Here is a 19,643-nt window from a genome sequence, read left to right as displayed (position 1 = left end):
ACGAATGGGCATATAGTTGGTGCTACCAATGTTGGCCGTGCCAATGAAATGAGGACGCCATGCCCACCAGCGCGCCGACCGCCGACCGCATCGAGATCACCGACCTGTTCACCCGCTTCGCCCGCCTGCTCGACGAGGGGCGCTGGGACGACGCCGGCACCGTCTTCACCGACGACGTGGCGGTGCACTCGCCGCGCGGCGGCGACCTCCGCGGCCTGGACAAGGTCGTCGACTTCATGCGGCAGGGGGAGGTCGAGGGGCAGCGCACCCAGCACACGACCACCGACCTGCTGGTGGACCTCGACGGCGACCAGGCGGCCGCCTCGTCCAACTCGATCGTGTACTACTACCGAGACGGCCGGGCGCCCCACTTCACGGGCGGCCTGCGGCAGGACTGCACCGCGGTGCGGACCCCGGCGGGCTGGCGCCTCAGCGAGGTGCGGATCACGCCCGCCTGGACCCGCGAGAACTAGACGTCCGCCGGATCGCCGGGCGGGTTCTGGAGGAACCACTCCACGATGCCCGGCATCCGCGGCTCGAACGCTCCGGGGACGGAGATGTTGAGCGCCCCGGCCCGCTCGCCGGTGCGGTTCTGGAAGTCGTGGGGCGTGCCGCCGGGGGCCAGCACGAACGAGCCTTTCGGGGCGTCGATCCAGCGGTCCCCAATGAGGAAGGTCATCGTGCCGTCGAGGACGTAGAAGACGTCGTCCTCCGGATGGTGGTGCGCCCCAGGCCCCGTGGTGTGCGGTTCGAGCCACCACTCTGAGATCGAGTAGCGGTCGGCCGTCTCCGCGCCGTCCGCCTTGAACACCGCGTTGATGCGCCCCATCGCGTAGTGGCGCCCCTCGCCGGGCGCCCGATGAACGGGAAGCCGCCCGTCCGGGTTCGTCGTCATGCCCGGACGCTAATCACCCCGGCTCACCCGAGTCTTGGACGAATGGGAGCTCGCGTCATCAAGCTCTGCGGCAGGACCTCACCGCCAGGGGCGGACCTCCCCGAACTGCACGAGCTCACCGTAGGCTTCCGGACGGAAAGGGCCGAGAGCCAGCCGGAGCAGGGCGGCAGCGGCGTCTTCGGGCGTCTGGGCCTCGGCCATGTTCTCGAACCAGGGCCGCGACGCCGCGGTGTCCACCAGTCCGGGGCACACCGCCGCGACGAGCGTGCCGTCGGCCTCGTCCCGCTCGCGGCGCTCGCGGGCCAGCACCCGCACGGCGGCGACCTGCCCCACCTTGGACGGGATGTTGATCCAGTCGGGCCAGCCCTCAGCGGCGGCCGTGCCGGCGGTCACCGCGTCCCGCCAGGCCAGCATGGCGGCGTCGACGTCGTCGAGCGACATCGTCTCGGTGTCGAACCGTCCGTGCAGGCTCGCGGGGAGGCTGCGCAGGGTGCCGAAGTCGCTGGCCACCACCAGCAGCCGGCCACCGGGCCGCAGGATGGGGGAGAACGACCGCAGCATGCGCGTGGTGCCGAGATTGTTGGTGTCCACGAACGGCCCCACCAGCTCGGTCCAAGGCGTGTCGGGGGTCAGCCGCGCCGCGGCGTTGGAGAACACGATGTCCACGCCCCCGTGCCGCTCCCGCACCTCGTCGGCGAACGCGGCCACCGCCGCGTCCTCGGTCACGTCCAGCACGCGGGTGCGGACTTCGGCGACCGGCGCGGCGATGCGTGCCGCGGCCGCCGCGATCTTGGCGGCGTCGCGGCCCGTCAGGTAGACGACGTCGTCGGCGGCGAGACCTCGCGCCAGCCCTTCGGCGACAGCGAACCCGAGTCCCTGGTTGGCCCCCGTGACAACAGAGATACGACCCATAGCCGCATACTCTGCCCCAGCCAGGCACCGATCGGTTCCCACGCCCGGTCTACCGCGCGGCGACCACCGCCGTCATGCGTCGAGTCGTGGGGGGCTAGAGGTGCTTGATGGCGTCCGTGAGGTGCCGGAACTCGCCGCGGCTGAGGACGAGCATCGGGCCGTCCGGGTCCTTGCTGTCCCGAACCGCCACGACACCCGTCCCGTCCGCCACCTCGACGCAGTTGTCGTTCTGCACAGTGCTCCGCGACGCCTTCCGCCAGCCTGGCTCAGAACCCGGCACCATGGCGACCTCGACGCACTGGTCCCCATCGTCATGGCTGCGGGACGTCTTCCGCCACGTGAGTGCGGAGCCCGGCACCGCAGCGAGTTCGACGCAGGCGTCGCCTTCCTCGTGGCTGCGAAGCGTCTTGCGCCAGGCGTCCTCAGCGACCGATACGGACGCGACCTCGACGCAGTCGTCTCCTGACTCGTTGCTTCGCCGCGTCTTGCGCCAGGCCAGCTCGGACCTCGGCATTGATGCAACCTCAATGCAGTTGTCGGCCTCGGCCGTGCTTCGTGAAGCCTTGCGCCAGACGACGTCACTCAACTCCAACACCTCGCCAATGCGGGAGAAGGTTCTATGTGCAGGCTAGATGTTTTTGAGGGTCTCGGCCAGGTGTCGGAAGTCGCTGCGGCTCACGATGATTTTGGGGCCGTTGGGGTCCTTGCTGTCGCGCAGTGCTACCGCCTTGACGAAGTCCGCGATCTCGATGCAGTTGTCACCCTGCTCGCTGCTGCGAGAGGACTTACGCCACGTCATCCCGGTTATTTCCATCTCTCGTCTATCACCTTTCTAATAAGGTCTCGTGTGTCTCTTACGTTCAGGGCCTCAGATTGAAGTATCACGAACGTTTCGCTGACCGTAGCTATCTCTTCCTGGTTTGTGGTGGTCTCGCCTCCCCATGCCTTGATGGTGTAGCCGACCTGCTTGTGATCAGGCCGGGTGGCTATGGCGAACGATGCCCAGACGTTGCGGATATATCGAATGGGAGCGATCTGCAACCGAACATTTTCCTTGAAGGACAACTCGAGTAGATGCTCCAGTTGATCCCTCATCACCTCCCGGCCTCCGACCTCGCGGTGGAGGACTGACTCGTCCATAATGATGCAGATCATAGGAGCAGGCTTGCGGTCCAGGATTTCCTGTCGGCGCATTCTGTTCTTGACTGCATCTTCGTCGCTCAATAGGACGCGAGCGTACGTCTCCTTTTGGAGTAGGCCGTGTATCAGTCGCTCCTCGTAAGCGCGGATCATGATGGCGGACTGCTCGGTCTTGGGAAAGTTGACGAAGAACTGGGGGTACTTGTCCGACTTGATCGATTCTAGTAGCTCGTCCCATGCCTCGACGAGAGTCATCCCGGACTTGAGCGCCCGGTCGAGGCGGGCGGCGAAGTCGCGGCGGCAGCGCGTCCGCCCGGACTCCACCTGCGTGACGTAACTGCGCGTCACGCTGACCATGTCGGCGAGGGTCTGCTGGTTAAGGCCGGCCGCCTTGCGGAGGCGCCTGACCTCGGCGCCGAAGGTCAGGAACTCGGGCTTGATCCGGTTCTGCGTCGACATGGTGACCCCTTCGGGAGGTAAGCGGTCAGGGCAGCAGTAGTTAGCGTTTTGTGAGTGCTCTTTTGGTGCCCTGTCATCGTACGAGTTTCTGTGGCCTCATGGTGTTCGTTCGATAACAGAGAGTGATTTAGGGCGGGATCTGCCGATTCGTGGTGTGGGCCGTCCGAGGTCGCCGACGTTCGCGCTCGAAGGGCGTACACCGATGGAGCCAGCAGCATTCACGCCGGAGTCACCGGCTCTCGTGCTCGCGCCGACCGATCAGGCGCCGGGCCGGGCACGCCGCTTCCTCGTGGAGCGGTTCGAAGAACTGGGGATCGCGGAGACCTACGTGGGACGGGTCGTGGTTACCGAGCTGGTGACCAACAGCTACAAGCACGTGGGGTTCGGGCACATCGTCGTCCGCGTCCTGCCGGACGTGCGGGACGGGCTCGTGCGGATCGAGGTCTGGGACCAGGGCGCGGGCACGCCCGAAGTTCGTCCGGAGAACTACGAGGCGACAAGCGGGCGGGGGCTGCTGATGCTGGCGCAGCTCGTGCAGGACTGGGGTGTCCGGCCGCTCGTCGAGGAGGGGAAGGTCGTATGGGCGGCCTACGCGCCTTGAGGCCGTGCGTCCTGCGGCGGCGCACCGGGCGTCGCGCCGCCGCGACGCATCATCTCGATCTGCTCGCCGTCGCCGTCCTCGCGAAGGGCTACCGGTTCGTGAAGCTCTACCGCGCCGAGGAACTGCCGGCCCGGCCGCTGCTGCTGTGGGTGTTCGCGTTCGGGCGCGGGCACCGGCACGTGCGGGTGGCGGTCGGTGTCCACGCCACGTCCGGCGGGGCGTGGGGCTACTTCGAGGACATGGGTGGTGGGCGCCGCTTCCTCGCGCGCTGCGGTGACGCGGAAGCGGCGGCCGTGCGGGTGGACGCCGTCCTGAGACACCGCATGTTCCCGTCCACCTGGTGATCGGAGGTCTCGGCCTGAATTGCCGCTTTCGGGTCCGGGTTTTCCCCGGGTTCCGTGACCGGTTGTGGGCAGGGGAACGAATTCGCGCGAGGGGATGCCTAGCGTTTCGCCATGGTCGTGTTCTCCCAGGAGTGGGCGTTGGTGGACGTGGAGACGTCCGGGTTCCGGGCCGTCCAGCACAGGGTGCTCTCCATTGCCGTGGCGACGGTCGGAAAGGACGGGAGGCCGGGGGAGGAGTTCTCGACGCTGCTCGATCCGGGATGTGATCCGGGGCCGGTGCACATTCATGGGCTGACGGCCGATCGGCTGAAGGGGTCGCCGAAGTTCGGTGACGTCGCCGAGCGGGTCGCGGAAATGCTCAAAGGGCGGGTTCTCGTGGCGCATAACGCGCCTTTCGACTACGGATTCCTCGCTCAGGAGTTCATGCGGGCGGGCAAGAGCCTTCCGGTCGAGTCGAGGTTGTGCACGCTCGCCCTCAACCGGCGCCTGGCTCCGGCGACGTCCGATCTGAAGCTCGCCACCCTGGCCGCGCATTACGGCGTGCGGATGGGGCGGGCGCACGATGCGAGGGAGGACGTCCGGGCGCTCGCCGGGGTGCTGCGGGGGTCGCTCGACGAGGCGGCGCGGCTGGGGGTCCGGCTGCCGCTGGTGGCGTGTCCGCCCAAGCAGAACGGGGTTTTCCGGCCGTCCGCGCCGAAGGTCCGCTGCTTGTTCCGGTGCCCGGGGCGTCTCGAAGGCGGGGCGCCGCTCGTCCAGGGCATGAAAATCGCCATCACCGGCGAGACGGATGTTCCGCGCGAGGAACTCGTCGCGCGGGCCGCGGCCGCCGGGTTGAACGTCATGTCGTCGGTCAGCCGTTTCACCAGCGTGCTCGTGACCAATGACGGCGGTTCCGCGACGGCCAAGGCCCGCAAGGCGCGGGAGAACGGTGTGCCCGTCATCGATGAGCGCGCATTCCTGCGGCTGCTCGATGACGTGCGTCCGGGCACACCGCACGGTGAAACGCGGTCCGTGGTCAGGGCGCCGGTCCCGAAGGCCGAGGCCGCGCGGCCGTTGGACGGGCGGCGGGTGCTCGTGCTCGGCGGCACCCACCCGAAGGCGTCCAAGGCGCGGGGACGGGTCGTGGAACTGGGCGGGGCGGCGGCGATCAACCTTTCGGCGAGCGTCACCGACGTGGTGGCCCTCGACGGGGGCGACCGCCGCATGGAACGGGTGGCCGAACTGGAGCTCCCGGTGCACGAGGAGGGCTGGCTGGAGGCGCCCGAGCGCGGGCCGGTGCGCGCGGGGCCGCGGGTCCTGCCGCGCGGCGGGGCCGTCGACCTGCCTCGCGGCGGGCGGTGGACGGTCGAGGCGTCGTGGGTGCGGCACGCGTCCTGCGAGGTGGACGTGGTGGCGTTCGCGCTGGACGAGGACGGCCAGGTGTCCGGCGACGAGGACTTCGTCTTCTACAACGCGGCGGAGACGCCGGACGGGTCGGTGCGGCTCGTGGCGGACGGCCCGGCCGAGCAGCAGGTCGTCGTGGACCTCGCGGCGCTGCCGGAGGCCGTGCGGACGGTCACCGTCGCGGCCGCGATCGACGGCGACGCGACGTTCGGCGACCTCGGCGCCGTCGAACTGGTGGTGGGCCCGGACGACGCGGAGAGCGCGTTCGTCCAGGCGACGCTCGACGCGGGGACGAGCGAGCGGACGATGCTGCTCGCAGAGCTCTACCGCCGCGGCGACGTCTGGCGGCTGCGGGTGGTCGGCCAGGGGCACGAGTTCGGGCTCGCGGAGCTGGCGCGCGGATTCGGCGTCGCCGTCGACGAGTGATCCCTGCTCAGGGCAAGGTTCACGGGACGGAGGGTGAGGGTTTCGTGGACGTTTCGGGCATGTCGGGTTCGAACGGGTAGACCTGGCTTCGTGCAGGTGAGTTATGCGAGCGAGGCGACGCCGGGGCGGCCGAACGAGGACTTCGTCGCGGCGGGGCCCGGGTGGGTCGTGCTGCTGGACGGGGCGACGGCGCCGCCGGGGGTGGACAGCGGCTGCGTGCACGACCCGGCGTGGCTGGTGCGGCGGCTCGGCGGGCAGATCGCGGCGCGGATGGCGCTGGAGGACGGCAAGCCGCTGCCGGACCTGGTCGCCGAGGCGATCAAGGTGACCGGGGAGGCGCACACCGGCACGTGCGACCTTTCGAACCCGGACAGCCCGTCCGCGACGGTGTCGCTGCTGCGGCGGCGCGGCGGCGCGGTGGAGTGGTTCGTGCTGGCGGACTCGCCGATCGTGCTGGACGTGGGGGAGGCCCGGGTGGTCCGGGACGACCGCGTCGACCGGCTGCCGAGCTACACGCTGGACGCTGTCCGGAAGGCGCGCAACAGCCCGGGCGGGTTCTGGGTGGCGAGCACGAAGCCGGAGGCGGCGTACGAGGGGCTGACCGGCGAGGTGCCCGCCGCGGGGCTGCGGCGGGCGGCGGTCCTGAGCGACGGCGCGTCCCGGCTGGTGGAGCGGTTCGGCCTGCTGGACTGGGACGGCCTGCTGCGCGTGCTGGACGACGAGGGCCCGCGCGAACTGGTCCGGCGGACCCGGGCCGCGGAGGAGGCGGAGGAGGCGGTCGCGCGGGGCAAACGCCACGACGACGCGACCGCCGTCCTCGTCCGCTTCTAGGCCGCGATCAGCGGGTCAGCGGCCCGCCGGGTCAGCGGCCCGGCTGGTCAGCGGCCCGGCTGGTCAGCGGCCCGGCTGGTCAGCGGGTCGCCGGGGCGATGTGCGACCACCAGCCCGCGAGGTCGTCCGGCAGGTGCATGCCGTCGACGCGCAGGGTCGCGGGCATGCGTGGGAACCGGCGTCCTGCCGGGAAGGTGCGCTCGTAGGACGGCGGGTCCAGGACGACAACGCGGGTGCCGTTGACCGCCGGGATGTCGGCGGGCACGCCCTCGTTGTAGATCCACTCGCCGTGGGCGTCGACGAGGTTCCACGGGCTGGAGGCGATCGGCGGGCCCGGCGGGACGTCCGCGTCCAGGAAGGACGCGACGATCTCGGCCGGCGGCGGGGTGCCGGGCATGCAGCCGGGACGCCCGATGAGAGCGCCGCCGAGCAGCATGTGCAGCTGGAAGTTGTCGCCGATGCCGCCGATGGTGACCGTCCAGCCGTGCCGGGTGGCGCGGTCCAGGACGAGGATCCGCTCGCCGTCCAGCACCCGCAGCAGCGCCTGGACGTGGTCCATGTGCGGCAGGTACTCGGCGGCCTTTCCGGCGGCGAACGCGCGGAAGTCGCGGTCGTCCAGGCCGGTCCGGGTGGCCGGGGACGTCTGCAGGACGGTGCTGGCCGCCATCGCGAACTGCGGCAGCGCGAACCACGACATCATCGCGGTGACGGTGCCGTCGCCGAGCACCGGCCGGACGGTGTCGAAGACCTGCTGGGAGGGCTGCTCCTCCTGCATGTCGGGCGGCTTGCCGCCGGTCGCCTCCGTCCAGGCGTTGCCGAACGCGAGGGCCGCCGCGGTCGCCTCGGTGAGCCGGTGGACGACGGCGGGGCCGACCGGGTCGGGGTCGGCGCCGTCCTCGATCCACGCGCCGGACACGACCGCGAGCCACCCGCCGAGGTTCACCGGCGCCTCGCGGATGCCCTCCGCCATCCGGGGCAGCGCCGCCGCCTTCGCGGCGACGGGCACCGCCTGCGCCTCCCGCATCAGCCGGGGGAGGAGGTCACCGAAGGACCGGTCCTCGACGAGCGCCGCACGGACGATCTCGTCGACGATCTGGTTGAACGCCGCACTCATGAAGATCACCCTGGCACAGCCGGGGCGCCGCGCGAACATTGTGGAATCTGATTCTAGAATGTCGGCATGGAGCCACAGGATTTCGCCGACGTGCTCAAGGCCGTCCGCAGCTTCGTCCGCGACGAGGTCGTCCCCCGCGAGGAGGAGATCGAGGAGACCGACGAGATCCCGGAGCCGCTGCGGCGGACCTCCCGGGACATGGGCCTGTTCGGATACGCCCTGCCCGAGGAGTACGGCGGGCTCGGCCTGTCGCTGAGCGAGGAGGTCCTGCTCGTCTTCGAGCTCGGCTACACCAGCCCCGCGTTCCGCTCCATGTTCGGCACCAGCAACGGCATCGCCGGGCAGGTCCTGGTGCACTCCGGCACCGACGAGCAGAAGGCCGCCTGGCTGCCGCGCCTCGCGTCCGGCGAGATCGTCGGCGCGTTCGCGCTCACCGAGGCCGAGGCCGGCTCCGACCCGAGCACGCTGTCCACGGCCGCCGTCCGCGACGGCGACGACTACGTGATCGACGGCGCCAAGCGGTTCATCACCAACGCCCCCGAGGCCGACGTCTTCATGGTCTTCGCCCGGACCGGCGGCACCGGCTCCCGCGGCATCTCCACCTTCCTCGTGGAGAGCGGCACCCCGGGCCTCAGCGTCGGCCCCGCCGACCAGAAGATGGGCCAGCGCGGCGCCCACACCGCCGAGGTGTTCTTCGACGGCGTCCGCGTCCCCGCGACCGCGATGGTCGGGCCCGAGGGCACCGGCTTCCGCACCGCCATGGCGTCCCTCGCCCACGGGCGCCTCAGCATCGCCGCCCTCTGCGTCGGCCTCGCCCAGCGCATCCTGGACGACACCGTCGAGTACGCGAAGAACCGCAGCCAGGGCGGCAGCGCCATCGGCGAGTACCAGCTCATCCAGGGCCTCATCGCCGACTCCCAGGCCGAGCTGTACGCCGGACGGTCCATGGTGCTGGAGGCCGCCCGCGCCTACGACGTCGGCGAGGACACCAAACTCGGCCCGTCCTGCGCCAAGTACTTCTGCTCCGAGATGGTCGGACGCGTTGCCGACCGCGGCGTCCAGGTCTTCGGCGGCATGGGCTACATGCGCGGCGTGTCCGTCGAACGGTTCTTCCGCGACGTGCGCCTGTTCCGCATCTACGAGGGCACCAGCCAGATCCAGCAGCTCGTCATCGCCCGGAGCCTGCTGCGCTGACCAGCGGAGACGCCTGCCGGCGGAGTCCCGGGCAATCCAGTTCGCGCGCGGTCCCGAGTCCGTGTATCGTTTTCCCTGCGCGAACGACGCAAGCCCCTTTAGCTCAGTCGGCAGAGCGTCTCCATGGTAAGGAGAAGGTCTACGGTTCGATTCCGTAAAGGGGCTCAACGGCACCACGGCCGCCATCCGGAACGCTCGGAGGGCGGCCTTCGTCGTTCCGGGCCGCCGTCCGCCCGCGCGGGGGAACCTCCGCGCGCGCCGGGACGGGCGGGCGCGGACCGATTCGCTCCGAACGGGGCCCTGTGATACCGTCCCACCGGTTCCAGCAGGGCGTTCGCCAGGTCACCCACATCCACCGGGTACTCTGGGGTTCGGCCCGCGGGGCCGCGGAACACCGATTCCCCGATCACGGTCCGGGAATTCGCGTTTCCGAGGTCAGGTGAGCATCCGGTATCCTTGCTAACCGGTCCACACCGACCAGCGCGGCGGGGTAGCTCAGTCAGGCAGAGCAAGCGGCTCATAATCGCTGTGTCGCCGGTTCAAGTCCGGCCCTCGCTACTACCCATCTCTCTCACCCCCGCGGGGGTGAGCAGGGCTGGGTCGAATCTCCGGCCGCCCTTCCACGGGCGGCCGGGATGCGTAGTCCATGTTCCTAGCTCAGAAAGGCACTCCATCGTGGCTGCCACCGACGTACGGCCGAAGATCACGCTGGCCTGCCAGGAGTGCAAGCACCGCAACTACATCACGCGGAAGAACCGGCGCAACGACCCGGACCGCCTCGAGATCAAGAAGTACTGCCCCAACTGCCGGACCCACCGCCCGCACCGGGAGACCCGCTAACCAGCGGCCCGGACGGCACGCGGCCACGCCCGCGCCGTCCGCAGGCAAGGCAGCAGAATCGTCGGCCAGGGCGAACCGGTCATCGCAGGTCCGTTGCACACCTGAACCGGCACGCGAGCGCGTTATCTGACCGGCGAGGCGACGCCGAAGGCGAGCCTCGCCGGGAAGCTCGCGAAGCGAGGTCGCGCTCGCCCGAGCACGGTCAGGGTGCGAGCCGCCAGGCGAGCACCCTGAGCCGGGATCGCAAGAAACACAGCCCGTTTCCCGCGAGTGAGACCCGCGGGGGCGGGCTGAACGTCATTCTGTTACGGTCCGTCGAGACGTTGCAAATGTGCTCGGACGAGGGCGACGCCGCCGCGCGACCCCGCCGGGACCTGGAGGGACGGACTGCATGGCACTCAACCGCGACTTCATCGGGCGAAGCTTCCCACCCACCGACCCGTACGAGGTCTCCCGCGTGAAGATCCGCGAGTTCGCGGACGCCATCGGCGACCACAACCCGATCTACCGCGACCGCGAGGCCGCGAAGGCGGCGGGCCACCCCGACGTCATCGCCCCGCCGACGTTCCCGATCGTGGTGTCGCTCGGCAACGCCGGTCTCGCGGACCCGGACCTCAACCTCAACTACGCGATGGTCGTGCACGGCGAGCAGCGCTTCGAGTACACCCGCCCGATGCGCGCCGGCGACGTCGTGACCTGCACCTCGACGATCACCGAGATCAGGTCGATCGGCAACAACGAGAAGATGGTCATCGAGACGGACGTGAAGACCGTCGAGGGCGAGCTGATCTGCAAGTCCTACAACACGATCGTGGAGCGGGGGGCCTGATGACCGCGAAGGTGAACTACGCAGACGTCGAGGTCGGCACCGAGATCCCCGCGCAGACCTACCCGGTCGACCGCGCGAACCTGGTGATGTACGCGGGCGCGTCCGGCGACTTCAACCCGATCCACTGGCGGGAGAGCTTCGCCAAGGCCGTCGGGCTGCCGGACGTGATCGCGCACGGCATGTTCACGATGGCGCAGGGCGGCCGGTACGTCACCGACTGGGTCGGCGATCCGGGCGCCGTGGTGGACTACGGGGTACGGTTCTCAACGCCGGTCGTGGTGCCCGACGAGGGCGGCGCGACCCTGGAGATCAGCGGCAAGGTGGAGGAGAAGCTCGACGACAACAAGGTCGTCGTGGCGCTCACCGCCCGGTCGAACGACCAGAAGGTCCTCACGCGCGCCAAGGCCGTCGTCCGGCTCGCCTGAGGCGCGCCGGGGCACGCACCGGCCGGGCGTCCGGCCGGTGCGGACGTGCACGTACGGGGAGGGGACAGCACGGTGGCGGTGTTCGCGGAAGAGGTGAACCTGGCCGGGTACACCACGCTGCGGCTGGGCGGTCCGGCGCGGCGCTTCGTCGAGGCGACGTCGGAGGCGGAGCTCGTCGCGGCGGTCCGCAAGGCCGACGACGAGGGCGAGCCGGTGCTGGTGCTCGGCGGCGGCAGCAACCTCGTGGTCGCGGACGCCGGGTTCCCCGGGACCGTGGTGCACGTCGGCGCGCGCGGCGTCGAGCGCACCGCCGGCGAGGGCGACACCGTCCTCGTCCGGGTGCGGGCCGGCGAGGACTGGGACCCGTTCGTCGCGCGCTGCGTGACGGACGGGCTGGCCGGCGTCGAGTGCCTGTCCGGAATCCCGGGACGGGTCGGGGCGACCCCGATCCAGAACGTCGGCGCGTACGGGCAGGACGTCAGCGAGACGATCGTGGAAGTCCGCGCGTATGACCGTCAGGCGCGCGCGTGCGTCACCCTCGACCGCGACGCGTGCCGCTTCACCTACCGGCACAGCGTGTTCAAGGGCAACGACCGGTACGTGGTGCTGGACGTGACGTACGCGCTCCGCGAGACGGAGGAGTCGCAGCCGATCGCGTACGCGGAGCTGGCGAGGCGCCTCGGTGTGAAGCCCGGCGAGCGGGTGTCGCTGAAGGAGGCGCGCGACGCCGTCCTGGAGCTGCGGCGCGGCAAGGGCATGGTCCTGGACGCCGCCGACCCCGACTCGCGCAGCGCCGGCTCGTTCTTCACCAACCCGATCCTCACCGCGGAGCAGCTCGCCGCGCTGGAGCGCCGCGTCGCCGAGCGGCTCGGCCCGGACGCGGCGTTCCCGCGCTACCCGGAGCCGGACGGGCGGACCAAGACGTCCGCCGCCTGGCTGATCGACAAGGCGGGGTTCGCGAAGGGCCACGCGCGCGGCCCGGTGCGGATCTCCACCAAGCACACGCTCGCGCTGACGAACCCCGGCGGCGCGTCCACCGAGGACCTGCTGGAGCTGGCCCGGGAGGTCCGCGCGGGCGTCCGCGACGCGTTCGGCGTGGAGCTGGTGAACGAGCCCGTCATGGTCGGCGTCACCCTCTGAACGCACGCCCCAGCACGCCCAGGACCTCCCCGAGCACCGCACTCGCGGCCCTGCGCCGCGCGGGACTGGACGACCAGACGGCGGGCAGCGCGATGCCGAGGTACACCAGCAGCGCCAGCAGCGCCGCCGCCGCGGCGATCACGATGGCCAGATGCGGAACCGCGGCGAGCGCGGCCAGTGCGGCTACGGCCCTGGCCCGGCCGGCCGTCGGCGACTTAGGCTTCATGCCACGATCCTGAAACGAGCGCGCCCCGTCCGGCTCCCGCTCCGGAGCACTCCGGAGAACTGCGGATCACCGCAGGTCAGGTGGTATGCGGAGGCCACTCGTTCCGGAGCGCACCGGATTCGACGGACGCCGGAGGGGGTTCGGCGGTGGGGCCGTCCAGGGGAACCGCGCCGGAGCCCTTGGCCCGCTTCTGCGCGAGGCTGCGGCGGCTGCAAGAAGCGGCCAAGCTCAAACAGGTCGCCTTGGCGCGCGCGGTGAACGTGAGCCCGCAGGCGATGTCGGACCTCCTCAACGGCAACATCAAGGAGCTCCCGCCGTGGGAGCGGGTGCAGGCGATCGTGGACGCCTGCCTGAAAGCGGGGGCGGGGCGGGTGCTCCCGCCCGACCTGGCCGACCGTGACGGCTGGCGGCTGCGCTATACCGACCTGGAACAGGACCTGGAAGCGCCTGCCCGCGTTCCAGAACCGCGGGACGACGACCGTGGCGCCGCGATCGAAGCGGTACTGCGGAACGGCTTCCTGCTGGCGTCCGGCGAGCGCGTTCCCCGCGTCGACGAGGCCGACCCGGAGGTCCTCGGGGTGCACCCCGCCATCCAGGTGTCTCGGCGGACGTCCGGCGAGCTGCCCCCGTACGTGCCGAGAGACCTCGACCCGGAGCTGAACGGGCTGCTGCGCCGAGGCGGGCTGATCGTGATCTCCGGCCGGTCCGGAGCGGGGAAGACCAGGACGGCCTTCGAGGCGATGCGCCGGGCGTTCCCCGGGCACGACCTTCTGGTGCCCCGCAACGCGACCGCGCTCCGCGCGCTCGCCGACTCCGGAGCGGCACTGCGGGACACGGTCATCTGGCTCGACGACCTGGACGGCTTCCTCGGCGCCGGGGAGGTCGACCAGCAACCGGACCAGCAACTGGTCTCCAGGCTGTGCCCCGGCGGACGCTCCGACGTGGTGATCGTCGCGACCGCGCGCTCGCAGGCTCTGCTGGACCTGACCACCGCGTCGTCACCGTCCGGGAACACGCTCGCCCGCAGCGTCCGCGCGCTGCTGGCGCAGGCGGCCGTCCTGACGCTGGACGCGGGCCTCAGCGACGCCGAACGCGAGGGCGCCGAGCCGTTCCGGCATGACGCCCGCATCGCCGAAGCCCTCGACCACGCCGGCGAGAGCGGGTTCGGCGAGTACCTGTGCGCCGGGCCGGCGATCCTGCACCGGTGGCGCCTCGGGCGGGCCGCCGAGGGCGGCGCGGCCCTCGTGGGCGCCGCGCTGACGTCGGCGGCGGTGCACTGCCGCCGTGCGGGCTGCCACGCGCCGCTTCCCCTCGCGGTCCTGGAGCGGCTGTACAAGGACCACCTCGATCCCCGCGACGCCCAGCGCCCCGGCCTGGCGAGCGTCGCGGACGGCCTCGCCTGGGCGACCGAGAGCGTCCGCGGCGCGAGCTCCTGCCTGGTCGGCCACGAGGGCGGCCGCTACAAGGCGTTCGACTACCTGGCCGACTCCCGTGACCGGGCCGACGACCTCGGACCGGTCCCGGACGCCGTCTGGACCGCCCTGCTGGACGGGTTCGACCCGCGAGAACTCAACCTCGTCGCCCTGGCCGCGCGCAGAGCGGGCCGGGAGGACGTCTTCCGGCGGATGCAGGCGCGCTGGGCCGAGTCCGTGGACGACCCGGCGGTGTGGGCGCTGACCGGCTCGTTCTTCCTCTTCGACGGCCCCGGCGACCGGTTCCCCGAGCGCGCGGCCGACGCCGAGCCCTGGCTCGTCCGCGCCGCCGGCGCCGGCCGTCCCGACGCCGCGCGGAACCTGTGGATCATGTTCGACCTGCTGGAGGACGCGGCGGCGGCGGAACGCTGGGCCCGGCGGGGGGCCGAGCTCGGGGACGGCGAGTCCATGGCCCGCCTCGGCGAGTTCCACGAGGAGAGGGGCGACCTCGACGAAGCCGAACGGTGGTACCGGAAGGCGGCGGACAGCGGGCCGATAGAAGCGAGGCGGACGCTGCTCGCCCCCACCCTCCGCTTCGAGCTCGGACCGTACGAGACGAAACTCTCGTGGATCACGGGCGACTATGTCGAGGAGCGCTGCGGCCCGTTGAACGCCATCCGCTACCTCGGCCTTCTCCGCGCGGCACGGGGCGACCTCGCCGAGGCCGAGGAGCTCCTGCGGCGGGCCGCCGCCCATGGCCAGATGGATGATCTGCTCGCGCTGGCCGTCTTCCTCATGGGCCGCGGCAAGGCTCTGGATCTGCGGGGGTGGTGCCGGGACGCGGCGCGCGCCGGCCGGTTCGACGCCATCACGCAGCTCATGACGCAGCTGGCCGAAACGGGCGACACGCTCAGGGAGCAACGCCTGCGCGCCTTCGCCGTGGACGCGTGGCGGACCGAGGGCGGCGCGTTCCTCGCCCGGCTGGACGACCGCGGGGACGAAGACCCGGAGCCGTACCTGAGCGGCGCGGGCCAGGTGATCCTGCTGTCCCTGGACGCCGCGGCGACGGCGGGCGTCACGGACCTGTGCGTCCGCGTGATGGGCGTGCTCGCGCTGGCGTCCGGTGAGGGCGTTCCCCGCGAACTCCTCCACCTCGCCGGATCGAAGGGCGTGTTCTCCGCTGACGCCGTCCCTCCGCGAGCGGTCGACGACGCGATCCGGCGGCTGGCGGACGCCGCCCTGCTGGACTGCGACCACGGCGCTCCTGTCGTGACCGCGCATCCGGTGGTCAGGCGGGCCGTCCGGGAGTGGCTCGCGCGCGAGGGCGGAATGACCGTCCTCGGGGGAGCGGCCTGCGACATGCTGCGGGCCGCCGCCGCGACCCTGCCCGAACCTCTGTTCCAGGGGCCGCAGGCCGCGGCCATCGCCCGGCACGCGTTCGCACTCGACGAGCACCTGACGCCTCACCTCGGCGATGAGGACCGGAGCCTCGCCGAAAGCATGCTCGGCCTGCGGGCCTGGGCGTTGCGGTGCCTGCTGGAGAACGGTGAGGCCGTGCGGGCGCTCGAACCGGGCGAGCGGCTCGTCGCCGACGGCGAACGGCTGCTGGGCGACGCGCACCCGGACATGCTGCGCGTCCGCAACGACCTCGCCGCGGCGTACGTGGAGGCGGACCGGACGGACGAGGCGATCCCGCTGATGGAGCGCACGCTCGCGGACGTCGAACGGATGCTGGGGGAGACGCACCCGGAGACGCTGACCGTCCGCAACAACCTCGCGGCCGCCTACCTGCGCGCCGAGCGCAAGGAGCAGGCGGTCGCGCTCTTTGAGCAGGCCCTCGCCGAACGCACCGCAGCGCTCGACCGCGCGCACCCCGAGACCTTCACCGCTTGCGCGAACCTCGCCGCCGCCTACGCACAGGCGGGCCGGAGCGCTGACGCGATCGCGCTCCTTCAACGGAACCTCCCCGAGAGCACGCGCGCGCTGGGCGAAACGCACCCCGTCACGCTGCACCTGCGCGCCACCCTGGCCACGGGGTACGAGGAGGCGGGCAGGGCGACCGAGGCGATCTCCGTCCTGGAAGGGACTCTCACCGACCTCGAAGAGGCACTGGGAGCGACGCACCCGAAAACGCTGGCGGCGCGCAACCACCTCGCGGCCCTCTACCGCGACGCCGGGCGGCTCGACGAGGCGCTGCCGCTGTACGAACGGGTCCTCGGCGAGGCCGAGCGGGTCCTCGGGCCCGATCACCGGACCACCGCCCGCGTCCGCGAAGGCTTCGCCGAGGCCCGCCGGAAGGCGGGGGAGCAGGGCGGAAGGCCGAAGAGCAGGGCAGAAGGCGGGGGAGCAGGGCGGAAGGCCGTGAGCCCTCGCTTTGACGTCGTCGGCGGGGCGGTTGATAGCCTGCGAGACGTCGAGGGGGAGTAGTCCCAATCGCGTGATCGACATGCTGGCGCCGCAGGTGGCGCCTGGTCGCGCGGGCCTCCGCAGGAGGCGGACGAGACCTTCGGCCCGGCAGCCATGCCGGGCCGAGGTCGTGCGCCCGAAACGGCTCCCCCGCCCTCCGCCCGGCATCCGAGCGAGAGGGACCCGGTGGTCACCGCATTCATCGTCAGCCTGGCCGTGATCTTCGTCGCGGAGCTCGGCGACAAGAGCCAGCTCATGGCCATGACGTTCGCGACGCGCTTCCGCGCGATGCCCGTGCTGATCGGCATCACCGCCGCGACCGCGCTGGTGCACCTGGCGAGCGTGGTGGTCGGCGCGGTGCTCGGCGCCGCGCTGCCGACCCGTCCCATCTCGATCCTCGCGGGGCTGGCGTTCCTCGGCTTCGCGCTGTGGACGCTGCGCGGCGATGAGCTGGACGACGAGGAGCGCGACAAGGCCCGCAAGGCGAGCGGCTCGGCGATCCTGGCCGTCGGCACCGCGTTCTTCCTCGCCGAGCTGGGCGACAAGACGATGCTGGCGACGATCACCCTCGCCGCCGACCACGGCGGCCTGCTCGGGCTGACCGGCATCTGGCTCGGCTCTACGGTCGGGATGGTCGTGGCGGACGCGCTGGCCATCGTGGTCGGGCAGATGCTGGGCAAGCGGCTGCCCGAGCGGGTCATCAAATACGGCGCGGCGGCCGGGTTCGCGATCTTCGGCGTGCTGTTGCTGGTCGAGGGCATCGCCGGCTGAGCCCGCGTCCCCAGGGGGACCCGCGACACTCTCCCGCGACATTCTCTCGGGGCACCCCTTGACGAAGTTAGTGATTGGACACTAACTTTCTCTCCATGAGCCCGAGGATGAGCGCCGGCGAGCGCCGCGAGATGGCGATCAAGGCCGCGATGGCCGAGTTCGCGCGCGGCGGCTACGAGGGCACGTCCACCGCCTCCATCGCCGAGCGTGTCGGCGTCTCGCAGCCGTACATGTTCCGGCTGTTCCCGACCAAGCGCGCCCTGTTCCTGGCCGCGGCCGACCGCTGCTTCGCCGACCTGGAGGAACTGCTCCGGGAGGCGGCCGGCGGCCGCCGCGGCAAGGACGCGACCGCCGCGATGGCCGACGCCTACCGGGGCCTCCTCAAGGAGGACCCGCACCTCCTGCGCTTCCAGTTGCAGCTCTACGCCGCCGCCGTGGAGGACGAGGAGATCAGCCGGATCGGGCACGCCCGGTGGGCGCGCCTGTGGCGGCTGGTCGCCGACGTGTCCGGCACGGAGCCGGAGGTGGTCACCCGTTTCATGTCCATCGGGATGCTGATCAACGTGCTCACCGCGTTCAAGGTCCCGTACGTCCCCGGCGAGCACCTGCTCCCCGAGTCGCTGCGCGACTGGGCGGAGAGTCTGCGCGGGGCCGATCTCGGTGCGACGGCCACGGTCCCGGAGGAGGAGTCGTAGGAGGGACGGCATCGGCGACCCGCCGTCCCCATCCCCTTTTTCTTGCCCACTGAAGTTAGTGAGTGATAACTAATGAACCGGCCGCACCCCCTCCGCACCTTCATCGTCACCGGCATCGCGCTGTTCATGGTGGCGCTCGACAACCTCATCGTCACCAACGCCCTCCCCGACATCCGCACCGACCTCGGCACCGGCCTCGAAGGCCTCGAATGGACGGTCAACGCCTACACGCTCACGTTCGCCGTCCTGCTGCTGCCCGCCGCCGCGATCGCCGACCGGTGGGGACGCCGCCGGATGTTCATCGCCGGCCTCGCCGTCTTCACCGCCGCGTCCGCCGCCGCGGCGCTCGCGCCCAACATCGGCACGCTCATCGCGGCGCGCGCCGTCCAGGGCGCCGGCGGCGCGATCGTCCTGCCGCTCACCCTCACCCTGCTCGCCGCCGCCGTGCCGCCCGCCCGGCGCGGCGTCGCGCTCGCCGCCTGGAGCATGATGAGCGGCCTCGGCGTCGCGCTCGGCCCCGTCCTCGGCGGCGCCGTCACCCAGGCCGCCACCTGGCAGTGGATCTTCTGGATCAACGTCCCCGTCGGCGCCGTGCTGCTCGCCCTCGCCCCCGGGTTCCTCACCGAGAGCCGCGGCGCCGCCAAGCGCCTCGACCTCGCCGGCACCGTGCTCATCGCGGGCGGCGTCCTCGGCCTCGTCCTCGGCCTCGTCCGCGCCAACGAGCACGGCTGGACGAGCGCGCAGGTCCTCGGCTCCCTGATCGGCGGGGGCGTGCTGGTGGCCGCCTTCATCGTCCGCGAACTGCGCACCGCCGAGCCGGTCCTGCCGATGCGGATGTTCTGCAGCCGCGGGTTCAGCCTCGTCAACGTCCTCTCGCTGATCATGTCGTTCGCCATGTTCGGCGCCACGTTCCTGCTCATCCAGTTCATGCAGGGCGTCCTGCGGATGAGCCCGCTCGACGCCGGCGTCCGCTCCCTGCCGTGGACCGGCATGCCGCTGCTCGTCGCCCCGCTGACCGCGCCGCTCATCGCCCGCATCGGCGTCCGCAACGTGCTGGCCCTCGCGCTGGCGTTCCAGACCGCCGGCCTCGGCTGGCTCGCCGCCGTCCTGTCGCCGACCGCCTCCTACGGCGAGATGGTCCCCGCGTTCGTCCTCGCCGGCATCGGGATGGGACTGTTCTTCCCGCCCATCGCCCGCGCCGTCCTCGGCTTCGCCCCGCCCGAACTGGCCGGCGTCGCGTCCGGCGTGAGCAACTCGCTGCGCCAGTTCGGCACCGTTCTCGGCATCGCGGTCCTCGGCGCCGTCTTCGCCGCCCGGGGCGACTTCACCACCCCGCAGGCGTTCACCGACGGCCTCCAGCCCGCCCTCTGGCTCGCCGTCGCCGCCCTCGCCGCCGGAACCGCCGCCGCGCTCCTCGTCCCCGCACTCCCCGCCCACGCCGAGCAGGTCCCGGTCAAGGCCCCCGAGCCCGCCGAGACGCCCGCCTGAACCCCGCCGGCGCGGGGGGGGGGGGGGGGGGCGGGGGGGGGGGGGGGGCGGCCCCCCACGAAGACACAGAACCCAACCCCCCCCCCCCCCCCCCCCCCCCCCCCCACCCCGC

General features: G+C 71.6%; 21 protein-coding genes and 2 tRNA genes. 16 read left to right on the top strand and 7 right to left on the bottom strand.

Features of this window, described 5'->3' with window-relative positions; genetic code table 11:
* Positions 1-59 precede the first annotated feature (59 nt).
* The gene (locus tag ABT299_RS35735) at positions 60-473 is read left to right on the top strand and encodes a nuclear transport factor 2 family protein (RefSeq protein ID WP_500253427.1); all 414 of its coding nucleotides are present in this window, start codon (positions 60-62) and stop codon (positions 471-473) included.
* On the opposite strand, the gene ABT299_RS35730 is transcribed toward ABT299_RS35735, so the two are convergent.
* The 5 genes from ABT299_RS35730 to ABT299_RS35710 form a co-directional block, all read right to left on the bottom strand.
* Positions 470-895, bottom strand: a complete 426-nt coding sequence (locus ABT299_RS35730) for a cupin domain-containing protein (protein WP_387021989.1) — start codon at positions 893-895, stop codon at positions 470-472. The two genes, ABT299_RS35735 and ABT299_RS35730, sit on opposite strands and share 4 nt — an antisense overlap.
* A 78-nt stretch (positions 896-973) precedes the next feature.
* The gene (locus tag ABT299_RS35725) at positions 974-1,807 is read right to left on the bottom strand and encodes an SDR family NAD(P)-dependent oxidoreductase (protein WP_500253426.1); all 834 of its coding nucleotides are present in this window, start codon (positions 1,805-1,807) and stop codon (positions 974-976) included.
* A gap of 94 nt (positions 1,808-1,901) precedes the next feature.
* Positions 1,902-2,321, bottom strand: coding sequence for a DUF397 domain-containing protein (locus ABT299_RS35720; RefSeq protein WP_500253425.1), 420 nt, complete (start codon positions 2,319-2,321; stop codon positions 1,902-1,904).
* A gap of 114 nt (positions 2,322-2,435) precedes the next feature.
* Positions 2,436-2,606: a DUF397 domain-containing protein gene (locus tag ABT299_RS35715; RefSeq protein ID WP_500253424.1), complete on the bottom strand. Its 171-nt coding sequence runs from the start codon at positions 2,604-2,606 to the stop codon at positions 2,436-2,438.
* A 5-nt stretch (positions 2,607-2,611) separates the two neighbouring features.
* Positions 2,612-3,406 carry a helix-turn-helix domain-containing protein gene (locus ABT299_RS35710; RefSeq protein ID WP_500253423.1) on the bottom strand — a complete coding sequence of 265 codons (795 nt, stop codon included), beginning with the start codon at positions 3,404-3,406 and terminating at the stop codon, positions 2,612-2,614.
* 202 nt (positions 3,407-3,608) lie between these two features.
* On the opposite strand from ABT299_RS35710, the gene ABT299_RS35705 reads away from it, so the two are divergent.
* The 4 genes from ABT299_RS35705 (at position 3,609) to ABT299_RS35690 (ending at position 6,991) form a co-directional block, all read left to right on the top strand.
* Positions 3,609-4,007, top strand: a complete 399-nt coding sequence (locus tag ABT299_RS35705; RefSeq protein WP_500253422.1) for an ATP-binding protein — start codon at positions 3,609-3,611, stop codon at positions 4,005-4,007.
* Entirely contained in the window at positions 3,986-4,351 is a 366-nt protein-coding gene (locus ABT299_RS35700) for a hypothetical protein (protein WP_500253421.1), read from the top strand. The genes ABT299_RS35705 and ABT299_RS35700 overlap by 22 nt, the downstream gene beginning before the upstream one ends.
* A gap of 111 nt (positions 4,352-4,462) precedes the next feature.
* Positions 4,463-6,160, top strand: a complete 1,698-nt coding sequence (locus tag ABT299_RS35695; RefSeq protein ID WP_500253420.1) for a TerD family protein — start codon at positions 4,463-4,465, stop codon at positions 6,158-6,160.
* Positions 6,161-6,250: 90 nt separating this feature from the next.
* Positions 6,251-6,991 carry a protein phosphatase 2C domain-containing protein gene (locus tag ABT299_RS35690; RefSeq protein ID WP_500253419.1) on the top strand — a complete coding sequence of 247 codons (741 nt, stop codon included), beginning with the start codon at positions 6,251-6,253 and terminating at the stop codon, positions 6,989-6,991.
* A 79-nt stretch (positions 6,992-7,070) separates the two neighbouring features.
* Here the strand turns inward: ABT299_RS35690 and ABT299_RS35685 are convergent, their stop codons facing one another.
* A complete protein-coding gene (locus tag ABT299_RS35685; protein WP_500253418.1) occupies positions 7,071-8,105 on the bottom strand; it encodes a hypothetical protein in 1,035 nt (344 codons plus the stop codon).
* Between the two features lie 66 nt (positions 8,106-8,171).
* On the opposite strand from ABT299_RS35685, the gene ABT299_RS35680 reads away from it, so the two are divergent.
* From ABT299_RS35680 to ABT299_RS35650, 7 genes are all read left to right on the top strand, one after another.
* Positions 8,172-9,299: an acyl-CoA dehydrogenase family protein gene (locus tag ABT299_RS35680; protein ID WP_500253417.1), complete on the top strand. Its 1,128-nt coding sequence runs from the start codon at positions 8,172-8,174 to the stop codon at positions 9,297-9,299.
* 92 nt (positions 9,300-9,391) lie between these two features.
* Positions 9,392-9,464 (top strand) — tRNA-Thr (locus ABT299_RS35675).
* Between the two features lie 319 nt (positions 9,465-9,783).
* Positions 9,784-9,857, top strand: a tRNA-Met gene (locus ABT299_RS35670).
* Positions 9,858-9,974: 117 nt separating this feature from the next.
* A complete protein-coding gene (gene rpmG / locus ABT299_RS35665; RefSeq protein WP_026404241.1) occupies positions 9,975-10,139 on the top strand; it encodes a 50S ribosomal protein L33 in 165 nt (54 codons plus the stop codon).
* Positions 10,140-10,530: 391 nt separating this feature from the next.
* Positions 10,531-10,968, top strand: a complete 438-nt coding sequence (locus tag ABT299_RS35660) for a MaoC family dehydratase N-terminal domain-containing protein (RefSeq protein WP_190863934.1) — start codon at positions 10,531-10,533, stop codon at positions 10,966-10,968.
* Positions 10,968-11,393, top strand: a complete 426-nt coding sequence (locus ABT299_RS35655) for a MaoC family dehydratase (protein WP_190863936.1) — start codon at positions 10,968-10,970, stop codon at positions 11,391-11,393. The genes ABT299_RS35660 and ABT299_RS35655 overlap by 1 nt, the downstream gene beginning before the upstream one ends.
* A 72-nt stretch (positions 11,394-11,465) precedes the next feature.
* Positions 11,466-12,533 carry a UDP-N-acetylmuramate dehydrogenase gene (locus ABT299_RS35650; RefSeq protein ID WP_387022257.1) on the top strand — a complete coding sequence of 356 codons (1,068 nt, stop codon included), beginning with the start codon at positions 11,466-11,468 and terminating at the stop codon, positions 12,531-12,533.
* On the opposite strand, the gene ABT299_RS35645 is transcribed toward ABT299_RS35650, so the two are convergent.
* Entirely contained in the window at positions 12,523-12,759 is a 237-nt protein-coding gene (locus ABT299_RS35645; protein WP_500253416.1) for a hypothetical protein, read from the bottom strand. The two genes, ABT299_RS35650 and ABT299_RS35645, sit on opposite strands and share 11 nt — an antisense overlap.
* Positions 12,760-12,905: 146 nt before the next feature.
* Between ABT299_RS35645 and ABT299_RS35640 the strand changes: the two genes are divergently transcribed.
* The 4 genes from ABT299_RS35640 (at position 12,906) to ABT299_RS35625 (ending at position 19,531) form a co-directional block, all read left to right on the top strand.
* On the top strand, positions 12,906-16,598 hold the full coding sequence (locus tag ABT299_RS35640; protein ID WP_500253415.1) for a tetratricopeptide repeat protein: 3,693 nt from the start codon (positions 12,906-12,908) through the stop codon (positions 16,596-16,598).
* Between the two features lie 165 nt (positions 16,599-16,763).
* Positions 16,764-17,348 carry a TMEM165/GDT1 family protein gene (locus tag ABT299_RS35635; protein WP_500253414.1) on the top strand — a complete coding sequence of 195 codons (585 nt, stop codon included), beginning with the start codon at positions 16,764-16,766 and terminating at the stop codon, positions 17,346-17,348.
* Between the two features lie 95 nt (positions 17,349-17,443).
* Positions 17,444-18,043 carry a TetR/AcrR family transcriptional regulator gene (locus tag ABT299_RS35630; RefSeq protein ID WP_387021950.1) on the top strand — a complete coding sequence of 200 codons (600 nt, stop codon included), beginning with the start codon at positions 17,444-17,446 and terminating at the stop codon, positions 18,041-18,043.
* Between the two features lie 72 nt (positions 18,044-18,115).
* Positions 18,116-19,531, top strand: coding sequence for an MFS transporter (locus ABT299_RS35625; protein ID WP_500253413.1), 1,416 nt, complete (start codon positions 18,116-18,118; stop codon positions 19,529-19,531).
* Positions 19,532-19,643 lie beyond the last annotated feature (112 nt).

Origin of the sequence: Spirillospora sp. NPDC000708 (assembly GCF_040299565.1) — a bacterium.
Classification (GTDB): Bacteria; Actinomycetota; Actinomycetes; order Streptosporangiales; family Streptosporangiaceae; genus Spirillospora.
This window is presented reverse-complemented; position numbering and strand designations above follow the sequence as displayed.